This window comes from Zavarzinia marina (assembly GCF_021568905.1).
GTDB classification, from domain to species: Bacteria; Pseudomonadota; Alphaproteobacteria; order Zavarziniales; family Zavarziniaceae; genus Zavarzinia; species Zavarzinia marina.
On sequence record NZ_JAKGSB010000002.1, the window covers coordinates 179,245 to 194,784 of the forward strand.

15 protein-coding genes are annotated in these 15,540 nt (G+C 65.5%); 7 read left to right on the plus strand and 8 right to left on the minus strand.

The window, feature by feature from the left end; all coding sequences use genetic code 11:
• Position 1 precedes the first annotated feature (1 nt).
• From L2U69_RS06645 to L2U69_RS06665, 5 genes are all read right to left on the minus strand, one after another.
• On the minus strand, positions 2–1,093 hold the full coding sequence (locus tag L2U69_RS06645; RefSeq protein ID WP_236106007.1) for a hypothetical protein: 1,092 nt from the start codon (positions 1,091–1,093) through the stop codon (positions 2–4).
• The gene (locus tag L2U69_RS06650; RefSeq protein WP_236106008.1) at positions 1,090–1,722 is read right to left on the minus strand and encodes a 5-bromo-4-chloroindolyl phosphate hydrolysis family protein; all 633 of its coding nucleotides are present in this window, start codon (positions 1,720–1,722) and stop codon (positions 1,090–1,092) included. The genes L2U69_RS06645 and L2U69_RS06650 overlap by 4 nt, the downstream gene beginning before the upstream one ends.
• A gap of 9 nt (positions 1,723–1,731) precedes the next feature.
• A complete protein-coding gene (locus tag L2U69_RS06655; protein WP_236106009.1) occupies positions 1,732–3,303 on the minus strand; it encodes a substrate-binding domain-containing protein in 1,572 nt (523 codons plus the stop codon).
• Between the two features lie 4 nt (positions 3,304–3,307).
• Positions 3,308–4,396 carry a toxic anion resistance protein gene (locus tag L2U69_RS06660; RefSeq protein ID WP_236106010.1) on the minus strand — a complete coding sequence of 363 codons (1,089 nt, stop codon included), beginning with the start codon at positions 4,394–4,396 and terminating at the stop codon, positions 3,308–3,310.
• Positions 4,397–4,560: 164 nt separating this feature from the next.
• Positions 4,561–5,550 carry an ABC transporter substrate-binding protein gene (locus tag L2U69_RS06665; RefSeq protein WP_236106011.1) on the minus strand — a complete coding sequence of 330 codons (990 nt, stop codon included), beginning with the start codon at positions 5,548–5,550 and terminating at the stop codon, positions 4,561–4,563.
• A 154-nt stretch (positions 5,551–5,704) separates the two neighbouring features.
• Here L2U69_RS06665 and L2U69_RS06670 point away from each other — a divergent pair, with 154 nt between their 5' ends.
• A complete protein-coding gene (locus L2U69_RS06670) occupies positions 5,705–6,607 on the plus strand; it encodes a LysR family transcriptional regulator (protein WP_236106012.1) in 903 nt (300 codons plus the stop codon).
• Positions 6,608–6,611: 4 nt separating this feature from the next.
• Here L2U69_RS06670 and L2U69_RS06675 read toward each other — a convergent pair whose 3' ends face one another.
• The 3 genes from L2U69_RS06675 to L2U69_RS06685 all read right to left on the minus strand — a co-directional run bounded on the left by L2U69_RS06675 (position 6,612) and on the right by L2U69_RS06685 (position 9,179).
• The gene (locus L2U69_RS06675) at positions 6,612–7,511 is read right to left on the minus strand and encodes a LysR family transcriptional regulator (protein ID WP_236106013.1); all 900 of its coding nucleotides are present in this window, start codon (positions 7,509–7,511) and stop codon (positions 6,612–6,614) included.
• 71 nt (positions 7,512–7,582) lie between these two features.
• The gene (locus tag L2U69_RS06680; RefSeq protein ID WP_236106014.1) at positions 7,583–8,380 is read right to left on the minus strand and encodes an ABC transporter permease; all 798 of its coding nucleotides are present in this window, start codon (positions 8,378–8,380) and stop codon (positions 7,583–7,585) included.
• A 4-nt stretch (positions 8,381–8,384) separates the two neighbouring features.
• Positions 8,385–9,179: an ABC transporter ATP-binding protein gene (locus L2U69_RS06685; protein ID WP_236106015.1), complete on the minus strand. Its 795-nt coding sequence runs from the start codon at positions 9,177–9,179 to the stop codon at positions 8,385–8,387.
• Positions 9,180–9,426: 247 nt separating this feature from the next.
• Between L2U69_RS06685 and L2U69_RS06690 the strand changes: the two genes are divergently transcribed.
• The 6 genes from L2U69_RS06690 (at position 9,427) to L2U69_RS06715 (ending at position 15,538) form a co-directional block, all read left to right on the plus strand.
• Positions 9,427–10,413 carry an isopenicillin N synthase family dioxygenase gene (locus tag L2U69_RS06690; RefSeq protein ID WP_236106016.1) on the plus strand — a complete coding sequence of 329 codons (987 nt, stop codon included), beginning with the start codon at positions 9,427–9,429 and terminating at the stop codon, positions 10,411–10,413.
• Between the two features lie 137 nt (positions 10,414–10,550).
• Positions 10,551–11,507 (plus strand): fatty acid desaturase, encoded by a 957-nt coding sequence (locus L2U69_RS06695; protein ID WP_236106017.1) that lies wholly within the window; start codon positions 10,551–10,553, stop codon positions 11,505–11,507.
• 198 nt (positions 11,508–11,705) lie between these two features.
• On the plus strand, positions 11,706–12,842 hold the full coding sequence (locus tag L2U69_RS06700; protein WP_236106018.1) for an ABC transporter substrate-binding protein: 1,137 nt from the start codon (positions 11,706–11,708) through the stop codon (positions 12,840–12,842).
• A gap of 29 nt (positions 12,843–12,871) precedes the next feature.
• Positions 12,872–13,912 carry an ABC transporter ATP-binding protein gene (locus tag L2U69_RS06705; RefSeq protein WP_236106019.1) on the plus strand — a complete coding sequence of 347 codons (1,041 nt, stop codon included), beginning with the start codon at positions 12,872–12,874 and terminating at the stop codon, positions 13,910–13,912.
• A gap of 20 nt (positions 13,913–13,932) precedes the next feature.
• Positions 13,933–14,760, plus strand: a complete 828-nt coding sequence (locus L2U69_RS06710) for an ABC transporter permease (protein ID WP_236106020.1) — start codon at positions 13,933–13,935, stop codon at positions 14,758–14,760.
• Between the two features lies 1 nt (position 14,761).
• Entirely contained in the window at positions 14,762–15,538 is a 777-nt protein-coding gene (locus L2U69_RS06715) for an ABC transporter permease (RefSeq protein WP_236106021.1), read from the plus strand.
• The last annotated feature ends 2 nt before the right edge of the window (positions 15,539–15,540 follow it).

A 15,540-nucleotide genomic window follows, 5' to 3' on the forward strand; every position in this document is an offset into this window, starting at 1 on the left:
CCTATGCCGCCAGCCGGTCCAGCAGGGAGAGCATGACCGCGGCTTCCGGCATGGGGGCGATGGCGTCCAGCCGTTCGGGGACCAGGGCGGCGATATCGGGATGGCCGCCGATGCCCGACGTGCCGAGGGGGCCACGGAAGCCGTGGTCGGCCCAGGCGATTTCCTGCAAGGTCTCGCTGGTCAGGGCTTCGATCAGGCCGTCGGCGGCGGCGGTCAGGCTGATCAGGGGATGGGCGGAATAGACCGTCGGCACGGGGTAGAGCGCGACCGGCGTCGCGCTGCCGCCCGCGACGCGGCGCCAGCGCTCGGGATCCGCCAGGATCCATTCGATGAGCTGGTTTTCATAGCCGACCGCCATGGGAAAGGCGCCGGGCCCGCCCGCCAGATAATCGTCGAACAGGCTGCCCGACGAATGGGACTTGTAGCCCATGCGGCGGAACAGGCTCTCCACCTCCGCCTCGACCGCCGGCAGGGTCGCCGTCGTGGCCACGTCGCCGGCCAGCAGATTGGCGACGAGGCCGGCGAACATGAAGCCCGAGTTGGAGCGGTTGGGATCGGTCGAGACGATGCGCGCCTTGCCGAAGAGTTCCGGCACCCCCAGTTCCGCCCAGGTCCTGTCGGAGAGCACGGCGCGCAGGAATTTCGGCAATTCGAAGGTCCGGTGGCCGGCGGCATCCAGGGTCACGAGGCCGGCCTTGGCGAGACCATCGGCGATGTTCGACCAGGAATAGACCACGATCGGCGAATTCAGCACGACCTGGGAACGACGCACGGCGACCTTGTTCTCGCGCGCGATCTCGACCATGACCGAGGACGACGGCCACAGGAATTCCGGGTGCTGCGACAGGAGATCCGGCGCCCGCACCATCTCGACCGAGCCGGCCTGGCGGGCATTCAGCGCGAAACCGGCCGAGGCCAGCGCATCGATGGTGCGCGGATTGGCGAGGAAGGCTTTCTTTTCGCCGCCGACGAAACCGGACAGCGCCACCGGATCGCGCAGCAGGGGCGTGTCGCGGAGATAGAGAAAGCCGCCGGTCGCGGCGACGCTGGCGCCCAGAAGGCCGAGGCCGAGGCCACGGCGGGTGATACTCATGGCCGTTGTCCCCTATCGTCCGGCAGGCGGATATCGTCCTGGATGGCGGCATCGATCAGGCGCAATTCGACGTCGAGATCGGCGAGGTCGGTGTCGAGCAGCGAATCCTTGTAGTGACTGAAGGCGTCTTCCAGCTTGGCGATGGTGCCTTCGCTCTGGGCGACCAGGGCGGGATCGGGCCGATCCATGCGTTCGAGCAGCGCATAGCGTTCCACCACCTTGCCCGCCGAGGGCAGATAATAGACCAGGAAGCGGCTGACCGTGCCGAGGCGGTTGGCGTCCTGCTCCACCCCCTTGACGATGGCGCGGGCCGTTGCCGCCAGATGCCGCACCCGGGTCTTCACCGCGTCCTTGCGCAGGCCGATGGCCGCCGCCTCCAGCCCCTCGATATGGGGCAGGGCTTCGCCCAGCACCTTGCGCGCCAGATCGACCCGCCCGCGCCCGAAGCGCGAAATGTCGATCCCTTCGAACAGTCGGCGCGGCGCCAGCAGGAACAGGAGACCGAAGAAGACCAGCACGGCGAGACCGGCCGCGACCAGCAGCGGCAGGTCGATACCGAACACGAGCGCGGGCACCACGGCGGCGCCGACGGCGCCCGCGATGAGCCAGTGACTGCCGTCCCTCGACATGCGCCGCCGTCAGTTGTAACCGCGGGCGGAACGGAAGGCACCGGTCAGGTCCTTCGTGCCGTCGAACACGCGCGCGCCGGTCGCCCCCGCCAGCACTTCGAGCTGTTGGCGATCCGCATTGCCGAAGGTGATGCCGAAGATCGGAATGCGCTTCTCGGCGTCACTGCGGCTGGCCAGGAATTGCACCGGGTCGCCCGAACTCTGGCCATCGGTCATGATCACGATGGCGGGCAGGTAATCGTCGGCGGCGATCAGGGGCGCCATCTGGGTGAAGGCCATCTGGGCGCAGGCATACATATCCGTGCCACCGCCGACCGGCTGACGCATGACCTCGTCCAACAGCTTTGCCTGATCGTCGGTACCGCCGGTACCGATCCAGATGTCGGTCACCTGGCCGCTGAAGGGCATGACGAAGATGCGGTCCTTGGACGACCATTGCACCAGCACTTCCGAGGCCCGCTCGGGCGAGAACAGGAAACTGACGGCGTGACGCAACGCGCTTTCCCCCTCGCCTTCCATGCTGCCCGAGAAATCGAGACACAGCGCGGTCAGGGACGGGCGGCGCAGCGCCTCCTGATAGAGGGTCAGGGCCTTGTAGATCACCGGTGCCTCGGGCATCTGCGCCGCCGTCACGAGGCGCGAGGGATCGAAATTCCAGTCGGGCTCCGCCGGCGCCTGATCGGCCCGGCCGAGCGCGATGCGCCGCCCCGTCACCGCGATCCGGGCCTGGGTCTCGGCCGAGAGCAGATAATCCTGAAGGGCGATGAAGAAGGCCTCGACCTCCCGCCCCCGGCCGCGTTCGAGGAAGCCGAGGGGTGAATCGGCGATGGCGACACCATCGGTCGGATAGACCGCCCACAGGGGTTCCTCGCCCCTTCCGCGTAGGGTGTCGTTCACTTCCTTGAGGACGGCTTCGTAATTCCACATGGCGTCGTAGACGATGCCGTTCTTCGCCGATTCGACATAGAGTTCGCCCAGCCAGCCGCTTGACCCCGACGAGCGTTCGACGCCGCGCAGGAGGCGCGTCACCTGATCGAGGGTGGCGGGATCGTCCAGGTCCTCCGCTTCCAGCACCGGCTTGCCGCGCGCCGCCGCCAGCATGGCGAGATAGGCCGAGGCGCCCGAATTCGACTGGGTCGCCGAGGTCATGAGGAAACGCAGATCGCGCGCGTCGACGGCGGCCAGGATGTCGGCGGTCGAGACCGGCTTCCCGGTCCAGCCCAGCGCCTCCGCCTTCGACTTGCGGATGCCGAGCACGACCGGATTCTGCGAGATCGACTTGGCGTGGGTCACCCGCCTGGCGCTGTCGAACAGATCGATCCAGATGCTGAAGGCGGGCCAGACCGCGTCCACCGTCGCCTCCTGGCCCTGGCGCAGCGAGAGCCCGATGTCGAGCGAACCGAGATAGGAGATGTGACAGTTCACACCCTGGTCGGCGCAGAATTCCTGGACCATGGGTTCCAGGATCTTGTTCTCGGACCCGGCGACGATCTCGAAATCGAACGCCGGTTTGTCGTCGCAGGCCGCGAGGCCGAACGCCGCGGCGCCCGCGAGGCAGAGGCGAAGGATAAGGTGGCGCATGGCGTCACGCCCTGTCGGCGATCAGGCTGCGCTGCAGGTCGCCGGTCATGGCTTCCATGCGCTGTTCCGCCTCCGCCCGCTTGCGGCGCCCGTCCTCCTGCACGCGGAGCACAGAACCGATGGTATCGATCAGGTCGCGGTTGGTCTGCTCCAGGGTCTCGATGTCGACGATGCCGCGCTGGGACTGTTCCTCGATCGCGATCGCCTGATCCTTCATCATTTCGGACGCCTGTTTCAGCATCTCGTTGGTGGCGTCGGTCACGGTCTTCTGGAGTTCCAGGGCCTGCTGCTGGCGGGTCAGGCCGAGCAGCACGATCATCTTCTGCTTCCAGACCGGCACTGTCAGCTGCGCCGTCGCCTGGAGGTTCTCGATCAGGGTCTCGTCGCCTGACTGCACGATGCGGATCTGCGGCAATTGCTGGATGCCGATCTGGCGCGCCTGCTGCAGGTAGTAGACGCGCTTCTCCAGCCGGTCGAGGGCCTGGACCGCATCCTGATAGGCCTGGGCCGCCAGCATGGCATCGCCCCCGGGAGCCGCCGCTTCCGCCGACGCCTTCAGGCGCGTCAATTCGGCGGTGCGATAGGTCTCGGCGAAATTCTTGCCGGCGGCGATGAAAGTGTCCAATTCGCCGATCGAGCGGAGCGTCTCTTCATGGAGGTCGTCGAGCACGGCGATGTCGCGCTTCAGACGGTCCTTGTGGCGGTCGAGTTCGATGACGATGCCGTCGATCTGGCTGGCGACATCCTCGAACTGGGCGGCGAAGCGGCGCACCCGCGCGTGGAGGGAGGAGAACAGCCGTTCGAAGAAGCCGGCATTCTTCAGGCTGGCGGGATCGAGGCCCTTCGCCTTCTCGATGATGTCGATCAGCAGCTTGCCGGTCTCGCCCATCTCCTTGTTGCGGGTCTGGGCCAGGATCTTGTCGGCATAGGCGGTGACGGAACGCTGGGCCACATCGCCGAAGCTGGCGAGCTGGGCCCGGTCGCCCAGGTCGATGCCGCCGGCGATGACGGCGACCCGATCGGGATCGACCATGACCACGGGCAAGGCGGCTGCCGCCCGCGGACTCGGGATTTCGCCTTCGATGGTCGTCATGAACCCTGTTCCCCCTCGCTGATCCACCGCATTCAACCGCGATTGGATGACAGTTTCCTGACATCGAACCCGAGGATAGCATGTCGTGACGGCAGATGCGGCAACGAGCGGGACGGGTGGCGCCGCGATCGTGCGAAGGCGGCGCCCGTGGTCTCGGATCCGGATTATTCGCCCTTGCCGATTCCGAGATCGACCGAGGCCATGGGGTCCATGGAGGCCGGATCGACGCCCTGCTGGCGTGCGACCCATTCCCAAGTGGTACGAACCCGGTCGGGATCGAAGATGCCGAGGCCGGCGACATCGGTATTGGCGTTGAACAGCAACGGCACCGTGGCATCCACCTGCTTGCGCGTCATGTCCAGTTCGATCTCGGGGATCGCCGCCTTCACTGCGGCGGCGGCCAGGGCCGGATCGTCCTGCATCAGCCTCTCCGCCTTCACGAGCGCCCGAACGAAGCGCAGGACGACGTCGCGATGCTCCGCCAGAAAGGCCTCGGAGACGAACACGGTCGAGGAATAGCCGTCCAGGCCATATTCGGCCCAGGGAACGATCGCGGGCGTCGCCCCGGTGCTTTCGAGAAGATCGACGGTCTGCGGCGCACTGGTGACATATTGGATGATGGCGTCCACCCGACCGGCCGCCAGCATGGCCGGCAGGGTGCTGGCGTCGGCCTTGATCAGTTCGACCGATTCGGGATCGACGCCGTTCGCCTGCAGAAGAAATGGCCACGGACCGTTGGACGAGGTGAAGGGAGAGGTGGCGACCTTGCGCCCGGCGACGTCCTTCAGGCCGGTGATGCCTGATGCGGCGGTGGTTACCAGCGAGTCAGGCGCCTTGGTATAGACCGGCATGACGGCCACCACGGGCACTTCGGTTCCGACCTTGGCCGTGAACAGGGCATCGAGACCGCCCTCACCCATGTCGGCCGCACCTGTGGCGACCTTGGTGATCGAATCGCTAGACCCACGACCGGAGACCAAATCGACATCGAGCCCTTCCGCCTCGAACAGCCCCTCGGACTGCGCGAGATAATAGGCCGCACGGTCACCGCCAGGCAGCCATGAGAATTGGAAGTTCACATGATCGGCCGCAAGCGCGGGCACGGCCACGCCCGTCGAAAGCGCGAGGAGTAGAGCGGCGAGTCTGATACGCATGATGGATTCCTGTTCGGTTTCGGTTTCGGTGGCTGAACGGTCATTCGGCATCACTTTCTGGAGCTATTGAAAACTGCGGCAGCACCATCCAGAAGCGTTGAATTCCGCCCTGTGCGGTGCAAAAAAGAGAACGCCATCGCCTGGGAGCGTCGCCGTGCTGCATGCCCGCATCCTGACCTATCTCGACACGGCGGTTCGAGCCGGCTCGATCCGGAAGGCAGCGGCGCGCCTCGGCATCGCCGCATCCTCCATCAGCCGTCAGATCGCCGAACTGGAGCGGGAACTGGGCTCGCCCCTGTTCGAACATCTGCCGGGCCACCTGCGCCTGACGGCCGCGGGCGAGATCCTGATGGCCCATGTGCGTCAGACCCTGAAGGAACACGATCGGGCTCTGGCTCGGATCGAGGATCTGAAATCGCCCGGCAGCGGCCAGGTGCGAATCGCGACCATGAACGGTCCCGTCGGCGGCTTCGTGCCCCACGCGGTGATGGAATTCGCGGGACGTTTCCCACAGGTCCGTTTCACTGTGCAGTCCATGGTCGCGGCGGAACTGGTGGCGACCCTGAAGGCGGGCGAAGCCGACGTCGGCATCGGTTACAACCTGCCCGACGATCCTCGCCTGACCGTGGTCGACAGCCTGGAAGTCCGCCTCGGCGCCGTGGTCGATCCTCACCACCCGCTGGCCCGGCGGGCCGGTGTCCGTCTCGCCGATTGCGCCGTTCACCCGATCGTGCTCGCGGACGGCAGCAGCGCCGTGCGCCGCCTGATTCACTTCGCGGCGGCGCGGAGCCGGTCCGAATTGACGCCGGTCATCGACACCAATTCCATCGAGCTCATCAAACGTTCCCTGATCGACGGCGAAACCGTGACGTTCCTAAGTCCCGCGGACGTGGTCGAGGAGACGGCTGCCGGGCGCCTCGTCTATCTGCCGCTGACCGACGCTTCGGTCGACAGTCAGACCCTCTCGATCGTTCAGCGCGAGGGCGCGGTGCTGAATTTCGCCGTCACGCTCTTCATCGAACAGGCCCGCCGTCGATTGGCCGACCTGATGCCGTGACGCGCTAGGACCGCGCCGCTGGCCCCGTGAGCTGACGCAGCCGCGCTTGGAGCCGGCTTGCAAAAACGGCGGAAGAAGGGCTGGCCGCAGCGGCCCCGCGTTCGATCAAGAGCAGGGGATTGGATGCCATGCGGTCACGCAGGTGCAGTGCCACGAAGATGCCAGCACGGCATTCACCGTCGATGTCGGGCGGCGACAGGAAGGTTACCGCCCCCCCGCGATGGACCATGAATTTCATCATCTGGACCGAATTGGTCTCGAAACGAGGCCGCAGCACGACCTGCGAGCGGGCGCAGGCTTCGTCCACGATCTTGCGGATTGTGAGCGACGGATCGGAAAGCACCAGCGCGTGCCCCTCCAGGTCCGACAGGCGAACGAGCGGTTTCTGGGCGAGCGGGTGGCCGGCGGCGGCAACGACGACGAGCGCGGTCTCGAACACCTCGACGATGCGATGCTTGGCGCCCGGCACCAAGTTGTAGCCCAGTCCGAAATCGACTTCGCCGTCCTCGACGGCGGTGACGATCTCCCGCGCCGTCAGACTGCGGATCTCGAAACGAACCCCCGGAAATTCCGCCATGAAATCGCTGCACATGTTGCTCATCAGGCCGCTGGCGAGCCCGTTCATGGTGGCGATGCGAACCGTGCCGCGACCGATGCCGCCGAGTTCCTTGATGCGGAAGTGCGTCCGCTCGTGGTCGCGAAGCGTTCGCCGGATATGGGTGATCAGGATCTCACCCGCCGCCGTCAAGCGGAGCCGGCGGGGCAGACGCTCGAACAGCGGCGTCCCCATCTCGGCCTCCAATTCGATGATCTGGCGATTGATCGAGGATGAAGCGACGTGCAGTTTCTCGGCCGCGCGGCGGATGGAACCGCTCCGTACCACCTCGTCCAGATATTTCAGCATCCTCGAATGCAGCATCGCCAGCCCCGATCAGCCCTTGTTGTGCCGGGCGGCGGCATTCTTGGCAAGACGGATCATCCCTTCACGCGGGACCACGGCGCCAGGACCCGCTGCACGAGATCGATCAGGCGGAAGAAGCCGAGACTCAGGGTCACCATCAGGGCGAGCCCGGCGAAAGCGGCATCCATCCTGAGGTTGGACGTGGAGAAGCTGATGTAGTAGCCGAGACCCTTGTCCGCCGTGACGAATTCCGCCACCACGGCGCCGATCAAGGACAGGGTGGTGCAGATGCGCAGCGCCGAGAAGACGTGCGGCATCGCATACGGCAGACGGATGTGCCAGATCTCGCGAGAGCGACCGGCACGAAGCGAGCGCGACAGTTCGATCAGTTCGGGCGGCGTGGCCATCAGGCCCGTGGTCGTGGAAACGACGATCGGGAAGAAGGTGATCAGGAAGGCGATCAGCACGCGGGGCAGGTCCCCGGCCCCAAGGCTGACGACGATGATCGGCGCGATCGCGACGACAGGCATCGACTGGACGACGACCAGCAACGGGTAGAGGGAACGCGACATCGACCGCGAAGTCGCGAGGGCGACCGCCAGGGGAACGGACACCAGGATCGCCAGGACGTAGCCCATCAATGCGACCCGCAGCGTGGCCCAGACGTGTTTAGCCCATTGGCCGACGTCGACCGAAACCATGGACGACAAGATGGCGCTGGGCGCGGGCAGCAGGAAAGCCGGGATCGAGAACACGCGGACCACGGCTTCCCAGAACAATACCAGGACGACGAAGGTGAGCACGGGCATCGCGGCATCGAACCAGCGCAGCAGAAAGACCGCCGGGCGCGGCCGGGCGTCGGTGCGGGACATGGCGTCAGACCTTCGGCTTGATGGTGAAGAGTTGGTCGCGAATGTGATTCGCGAGGGCGCTGAACCGATGCGCGGAGAAAGTGTCGATGGTTCGCGGGCGCGGCAGGTCGACATTGATGATCTCGCGCACGCGGCCGGGTCGCGGCGCCATGACGATGATGCGGTCGGACAGCAGCACGGCCTCCGGAATCGAATGGGTGATGAAGATCACGGTCTTCGGGCGTTCCTGCCAGATCCGCAGCAACTCGAAACTCATCTCGTCGCGGGTCAGCGCGTCGAGGGCCGAGAAAGGCTCGTCCATCAGGAGAATGTCGGGATCGAGCAGCAGGGCGCGGGCGATTGCGACGCGCTGCTGCATGCCGCCCGAGAGTTCGTCCGGGCGGCGGGCGGCGAAATCGGCGAGGCCGATCATCTCCAGCAGCTCGTCCGCACGCCGGCGGTCGTCTTTACCCACGTAACCATACTTGTGGCGCATGGGGAAAGTAACGTTGTCGCGGACATTGTACCAGGGAAGCAGATTCGGCTTCTGAAATACAATGCCGACGCCGTCCGGCGGCTCGGTCACGGACTGGCCGAAAACCGAAACGCTGCCCTTGCTGGGGCGCAGCAGGCCCGAAATCTGCCGCAGCAGGGTGGATTTGCCGCAACCCGATGGGCCCAGCACCGCCAGGAACTCGTTGCGGGCGACCGTGAAATCGAGCCCTTCCAGGGCGGTGACGGGACTGCCGTGACGGACCGGAAAGACTTGGCTGACGCCGTCGAAGCGTATGACGGGTTGGGTGGCTGGCGCTGGGGGCATCGACCTTCTTGCTCCTCGATGAGCGGACATGCGTCGACTGTAGCCGCGCCTCCAGACGCAACAAGCGCCAACAATCGCCAAGTGCGATGCCTTTTTTGCAACATGCGGGCGAAGCCACGGCGTTGCGCCACGGGCAACATCAATGCCCAAAATAGATGCTGGAACCGCAGCATGATCCGACGTTACCTCGACGACACGTGAGCCGCGGGCACGGTGCCGGGGCGGACAATCTTCCCAGGAGATTCCCATGACGTCCCACGAATACGGTCTCGCCGAACTGAACAAGGAAAAGACCATCGGCGGTGTCGGCGTCACCGTCGCACGGCAGGTGCCGCGCATCGACCTCGGCGACTTCGAGTACCGCAAGGCCGAGATCGCCGATGCGCTTTGGGCGGCGGCGACCGAGGTCGGCTTCTTTCAACTGATCAACCACGGCATTCCACAGGAACAGATCGACACCGTCTTCGCCTTGGCGGAGCGCTATTTCGCCTTGCCCCGCGACGCGAAGATGCGCCACGCCCTGCGGAAGGGCACAAATGCCGGCTGGGAATACATGGCCCAGATCCGCCCCTCCACCGGCACCGCCGACTGCAAGGAATCCTACCAGATCACGCTGACCGCCATGGAAGGCCTGTGGCCCACGGGCGAGGAACTGGCGGGCTTCAAGGCGGCCATGCTGCATTTCGAGCGCGCCAATTGGGCGCTCGCGATGCGGGTGCTGTCGTGTTTCGCGCTGAAGCTCGGCTTCGCGGAGGATTTCTTCACCGAAATGCACGATCCTCTGTCGGCGGACTACCAGAGCACCCTGCGCCTGCTGCACTACCTGCCCATGGACAATGCCAAGCCGGCCGATTTCGAGGGCTGGCGCGCCGGCGCCCACACGGATTTCGACTGTCTGACCCTGCTGCATCAGCGCCCCGGACAGGGCGGACTGCAGCTCTGCCCCGGCAAGGAAGGCACCGGCGACATCGCCTGGACCGACGTCGAGCCACTGCCCGGCGTCATCACCTGCAACATCGGCGACATGCTGATGCGCTGGAGCGACGACAGGCTCCTGTCCACCCTGCACAGGGTTCGCATGCCGCGCTCGGACGAGTATCTGGGCCCGCGCTATTCCCTGCCGTTCTTCGCCCAGGCCAACCGCAACGCGATCATCGAGGGGCCTGCCGGCAAATACGCCCCGATTTCGGCCCACGACTACCTTCAGCAGCGCGTGGCCGCCAACAAGCTGTGACGCATCCCCGGCGCGACGAGCGCCGGGGCCATTCGCTTTGCCGTTCGCTAAACTGAACATATGCGCGACGATATCTGTGCGGCGGCGCACAAGGGGGATCGTTTTCCACATGTGAACGCTTAAAAAAGGGCCGCGCCATGGAAGAGGTCTTCGTCAGGACCAATCTGATCAAGCCCGACCGCCTGCATGGCCTCAGCGCCCGATCGGACCTGAGGGGCTGGCTGCAGCTCGGCGGGCATTTCGCGGCGATCGGGGCAAGCGGCTGGCTGCTCCACCTGACACTCGGCACCTGGGCGGCGGTGCCGGTCTTCATCGTCCACGGCATCCTCCTGAATTTCCTCTATGCCGGGCAGCACGAGTTCAGCCACTGGACCGTGTTCAAGACAAGGCCGCTGAACGAGATCTTCGGGCGGATCATCGGCTTCCTGATGATCTACCCCCGCGATTTCGACCTGGTCCAGCACACCGCCCATCACCGCCATACCCAGGACTGGGCGAAGGACGGTGAGCTGGTGCGGGCACGCTATACGCTGTTCTCCTACCTGATGTGGTTCTTCGGGCCGTCCTATTGGTATGCCCGGATCACCCGCATCCTGCGCATGGCCGCCGGCCGCGTGACCGAGCCCTATGTGCCGGAGACCCGGCGCACCGACCTGATCCTGGAGGCGCGGCTCCATCTTCTGGGCTATCTGCTGATCGCCGCCGCCTCGGTCGCGTTCCAGAGCTGGGCCGCCGTCACCTATTGGCTGGCGCCCCTGCTGCTGACCAAATGCGTGCACCAGATGCAGAACACGATCGAGCATCTGGGCCTGTCCCACGAACAGAACATCCTGGTGAACACGCGGACGACGCGCACCAACGCCCTGATGCGCCTGATCTGCTGGAACATGCAGTATCACACCGCCCATCACGCCTTCCCCGGCGTGCCGTTCCACCGCCTGCCGCAACTGCACCGCGAAATCTTCGACGGCAACGGCATCGCCCCCAACAGCATGACCTATCTCGGCTTCCAGCGCCGCCTGTGGCTGGCGCTGGCCGCCCGGCCCGGCGGCGAGGCGGCCTATGGCGACGACACCGTCTGGGTCCGCGACTGATACGGCCGATCGCGCCCCGGCCATAGATTTCATCTATGCCCTCCATCGACACATCGCACCTATTGCACCGCACAAATCGACTTCATGATTTGTGATCGTTCCAATCCACGGAGGCTTCGGCCCGCAGGCACAAACCCCCATGGCGCCCGATCCGCGCGCGCATATCGTCCCGTTTCAGCTTTTCGAAGGAAGATCGTCATGAGCAGCAATGGTGAAATCATCCGTGTCCGCCGCTACTTCGAAATGAACCGACGCGACATGCTGCGCGGGGCCGCGGCCGTCGGCGCGGCCGGCATGCTCGGCCTCGGCGGCATGGGCAAGGCGCGGGCCGCGACCGACATCAATTTCGTCGGCTGGGAAGGCTATGACAGCTTCCTCGTCGGCGGCGGCTTCGACGAAGCCAAGGGCTATACCTTCCAGAAGACCCTGATCTCCTCGACCGACGAGATCATCACCAAGCTGCGCCTGGATTCGAGCGCGGTCGACGTCTGCACGCCCTATTTCGTCAATGACGACTTCCTGGCGGAGGAAGGGCTGCTCGCCCCGCTCGACCTCGCGCAGATCCCCAACTTCGAGAAGATCCACCCGACCATCAAGCAGTATGCCGAAAGCAACATGAGCCAGGACGGCACCTGGTACGCCTGTCCCTTCACCTATGGCTCGCTGTGCATGGTCTATGATTCGAAGGAGATCCCGGCGCCGACCTCCTGGGCCGACCTGATGAAGCCCGAATACAAGGGCAAGGCGGCGATCACCGCCGATTATCAGGGCAATATCTTCGCCATGGCCCGCGTGCTGGGCATCGCCAACCCGCACCGCATGACCCGCGACGAACTGGCCAAGACCACGGAACTGATGATCGACCTGAAGAAGAACCACCTGAAGGCGATCGCGCCGAGTTACGGCGACCTGATCAACATGTACGTCAACAAGGAGATCGTCATCTCGCAGGGGTGGGAGCCGCTCTCCGCCTGGATCGGCGATGGCGAGACGGTGAAGATCGCCTATCCGAAGGAAGGCAGCTTCGGCTTCATCGAAGGCTACGGCATCGGCAAGGGTTCGTCCAAATCGGCCGACGCCTATGCCCTGATCGACAATGCCCTGTCGCTCCAGGGCCAGCTCGCCGGCGCCGACCTCAATTCGATGCCCGTCGTCACCGCCGAAGCGATGGAGAAGGCCGGCCCAGCCAGCAAGGCGATCTACGACTACAATGATCTTGAAGGTTACTTCAACGGCAAGACCCTGATCATGCAGATGTATCCGCTGGACGAGGAAGGCGATCTGGCGATCTGGGACGATTACCAGGAAGCCTGGGAAAAGGTGCTGAAGGCCTGACCGTTCAAGCCCCCCGACTATCCAGAACCATGAGCGGTCCCCTCCTTCGCCTCGACACTATCTCGAAGACCTATCGCGACGTGACCGCGGTGCACCCGCTCGACCTCGAGGTCGGGCGGGGCGACTTCCTCGCCCTGCTCGGCCCGTCGGGCTGTGGCAAGACCACCCTGCTGCGCATGATCGGCGGCTTTCTGCCGCCGACCACGGGCCGGGTGGAGATCGAGGGGCGGGACGTCACCGCCCTCGGCCCCGAGAAGCGCAACACCAACATGGTGTTCCAGGGCTATGGCCTGTTCCCCCATATGACCGTGGCGCAGAACATCGGCTATGGCCCGAAGATCGCCGGGCGCGACCCGGAACAGATCGATCTCGACGTCGTCCGCATGCTGAACCTCGTCCACCTGAACGCGGTGGCGGACCGCCTGCCCGCCGCACTTTCCGGCGGCCAGCAGCAGCGCGTGGCGCTGGCCCGCGCCCTCGTCATGCGGCCTGCCATCCTCCTCCTCGACGAGCCGCTGGCCGCCCTCGACCTCAAGCTCAGAAAGGCGATGCAGGACGAATTGAAGGCCCTGCACAAGGCGATCGGCGGCACCTTCATCTTCGTCACCCACGACCAGGGGGAGGCGATCGACCTCGCCAACCGGATCGTGATCATGGAGGCGGGACGGATCGTCCAGCAGGGCACGCCGGAAGACGTCTACCGCAGGCCGGCCAGCCGTTTCGTCGCCTCCTTCGTCGGCGACGCCAACATGCTGCCCGCGAGGCGCGTGGGCGCCGAGGTGGCGATCGGCGGCGGCCGCCTGCCGGCGCCGGGCGTGGACGGCGACGTGCTGGTGGTCATAAGGCCCGACGACGTGACCCTGGACGCTACCTGTCCCATCGGCCTCGACGGCACGCTCGCCGAATGCCGCTTCATGGGCCCCTATCAGCGCCTGACCGTGACCCTGGCCGATGGCACTCAGGTGATCGTGCATCGCCCGTCGGGCGCCGATGCCGCGCCCCTGCCCGGGGTCGGCGATGCCGTCCGCCTGGGCCTGCCGCCGGCCGCCTGCAGCGTGGTGGCGCCGTGACGGCGGATCGAAAGCGCATAATGGGGCTGACGCCGGCCTTCGCGGTCTTCGGCGTCTTTTTCGCACTGCCCATGGCCTATCTGCTGGTGGTGACCTTCTGGCGCATCCGGCGCTATCGCCTGACGCCGGATTTCACCTTCGCCAATTACCAGAACGTCTATGGCGACTATCTTCATGCGCTGGTCTTCACCATCGTCATCGCCTTCGTGATCGCCTGCATCACCACCCTGCTTGCCTTCGCCATCGCCTATCTGATCCGTTTCCGCTCCGGCCTGTTCGGGCAGGTCATCCTGCTCTCGGCGCTGGCCACATTATTCGGCGGCTATCTGGTGAAGATCTACGCCTGGAAGGCCATGCTGGGTGCCCAGGGCAGCGTCAACCTGCTGCTCATCACCCTCGGCCTGATCGACCAGCCGATCGAATGGCTGCTGTACAGCCCGACCGCCGTCATCCTGACCCTGGTTCATTTCATGCTGCCCTTCGCCCTGCTGCCGATCCTGGCCGGGCTGCGCGGCATTTCGGAGGCGCCGCTGGAAGCCGCGCGCGACCTGGGCGCTGGGCCCTGGCGCATCACCAAGGACATCGTTCTCCCACAGTGCCGCACCAGCCTCTTCGCCGCCTTCACCCTGTCGTTCCTGATCCCGGCCGGCGACTATGTCACGCCCCGCCTGGTGGGCGGCACCGAGACCTTCATGGTCGGCAATTTCATCGAGAATCTGTTCATCGGCCGCATGAACGCCCCCATGGGCGCGGCGCTGGCCTTTTCGACGCTGCTTGCCTGCGCCCTCGTCCTCCTTTTCGTGAACTGGCTGCTGAAGCGCGTCTTCACGCCCAAATGGGGGCATTGAGATGCCGGGGCGCGGCAATCTGCTGTGGACCGGCTTCGGCGTTCTGGCGCTGGTGTTCCTGCTCTCGCCGCTGGCCCTCGTGGTGTTCTTCTCCTTCGCGGAAAATCAGAACGCCACCTTCCCGGCGGGCGGCGCCACCCTGCACTGGTACGGCGTGCTGTTCGACGATCCGGATTTCTGGAAGGCGCTCGGCAACAGCGCCATCGTCACACTGACCGTCGGCCTCGTCTCCATGGTCGTCGGCACGGCGGCGGCGATGACCCTGGCACGGACGCGCCCCGCGCTGGCCAATGCCCTGATCGGCGTGATCACCCTGCCGATCATGCTGCCGCCCCTCGTTCTCGCGCTGGCGCTCGCCACAGGCTATTCGTCGCTCGGCCTGCCGCTCGGCCTCGGCACCGTGATCCCCAGCCATGTGGTCTTCACCCAGCCCTTCGTGATCCTGGTGGTCCATGCCCAGATGGCCAGCTTCAACATGGCCGTGGTCGACAGTGCCCGCGATCTCGGCGCCGGGCCGTGGACCATCTTCCGCACCGTGATCCTGCCCATCATCCGGCCGACCCTGATCGGCGCCACCCTGATGGCCATGGCCGTCTCGCTGGACGATTTCATCATCACCTATTTCACCATCGGCGGCGGCATGACCCTGCCGACCATGATCTGGGGCATGCTGCGAAAGGCGCTGGACCCCAGCATCAACGCCCTCGGCGCCCTGGTCCTGGTCGCCACCGTCGGCACCAGTCTGATCGCCCTGCGCCTGACCCGTTACCGAGGCTGAGA

Coding starts and splice junctions, on each gene's coding strand:
- L2U69_RS06645 (WP_236106007.1), bottom strand. CDS start 1,093: ATGAGTATCACCCGCCGTGGCCTCGGCCTCGGCCTTCTGGGCGCCAGC.
- L2U69_RS06650 (WP_236106008.1), bottom strand. CDS start 1,722: ATGTCGAGGGACGGCAGTCACTGGCTCATCGCGGGCGCCGTCGGCGCC.
- L2U69_RS06655 (WP_236106009.1), bottom strand. CDS start 3,303: ATGCGCCACCTTATCCTTCGCCTCTGCCTCGCGGGCGCCGCGGCGTTC.
- L2U69_RS06660 (WP_236106010.1), bottom strand. CDS start 4,396: ATGACGACCATCGAAGGCGAAATCCCGAGTCCGCGGGCGGCAGCCGCC.
- L2U69_RS06665 (WP_236106011.1), bottom strand. CDS start 5,550: ATGCGTATCAGACTCGCCGCTCTACTCCTCGCGCTTTCGACGGGCGTG.
- L2U69_RS06675 (WP_236106013.1), bottom strand. CDS start 7,511: ATGCTGAAATATCTGGACGAGGTGGTACGGAGCGGTTCCATCCGCCGC.
- L2U69_RS06680 (WP_236106014.1), bottom strand. CDS start 8,380: ATGTCCCGCACCGACGCCCGGCCGCGCCCGGCGGTCTTTCTGCTGCGC.
- L2U69_RS06685 (WP_236106015.1), bottom strand. CDS start 9,179: ATGCCCCCAGCGCCAGCCACCCAACCCGTCATACGCTTCGACGGCGTC.
- L2U69_RS06690 (WP_236106016.1), top strand. CDS start 9,427: ATGACGTCCCACGAATACGGTCTCGCCGAACTGAACAAGGAAAAGACC.
- L2U69_RS06695 (WP_236106017.1), top strand. CDS start 10,551: ATGGAAGAGGTCTTCGTCAGGACCAATCTGATCAAGCCCGACCGCCTG.
- L2U69_RS06700 (WP_236106018.1), top strand. CDS start 11,706: ATGAGCAGCAATGGTGAAATCATCCGTGTCCGCCGCTACTTCGAAATG.
- L2U69_RS06705 (WP_236106019.1), top strand. CDS start 12,872: ATGAGCGGTCCCCTCCTTCGCCTCGACACTATCTCGAAGACCTATCGC.
- L2U69_RS06710 (WP_236106020.1), top strand. CDS start 13,933: ATGGGGCTGACGCCGGCCTTCGCGGTCTTCGGCGTCTTTTTCGCACTG.
- L2U69_RS06715 (WP_236106021.1), top strand. CDS start 14,762: ATGCCGGGGCGCGGCAATCTGCTGTGGACCGGCTTCGGCGTTCTGGCG.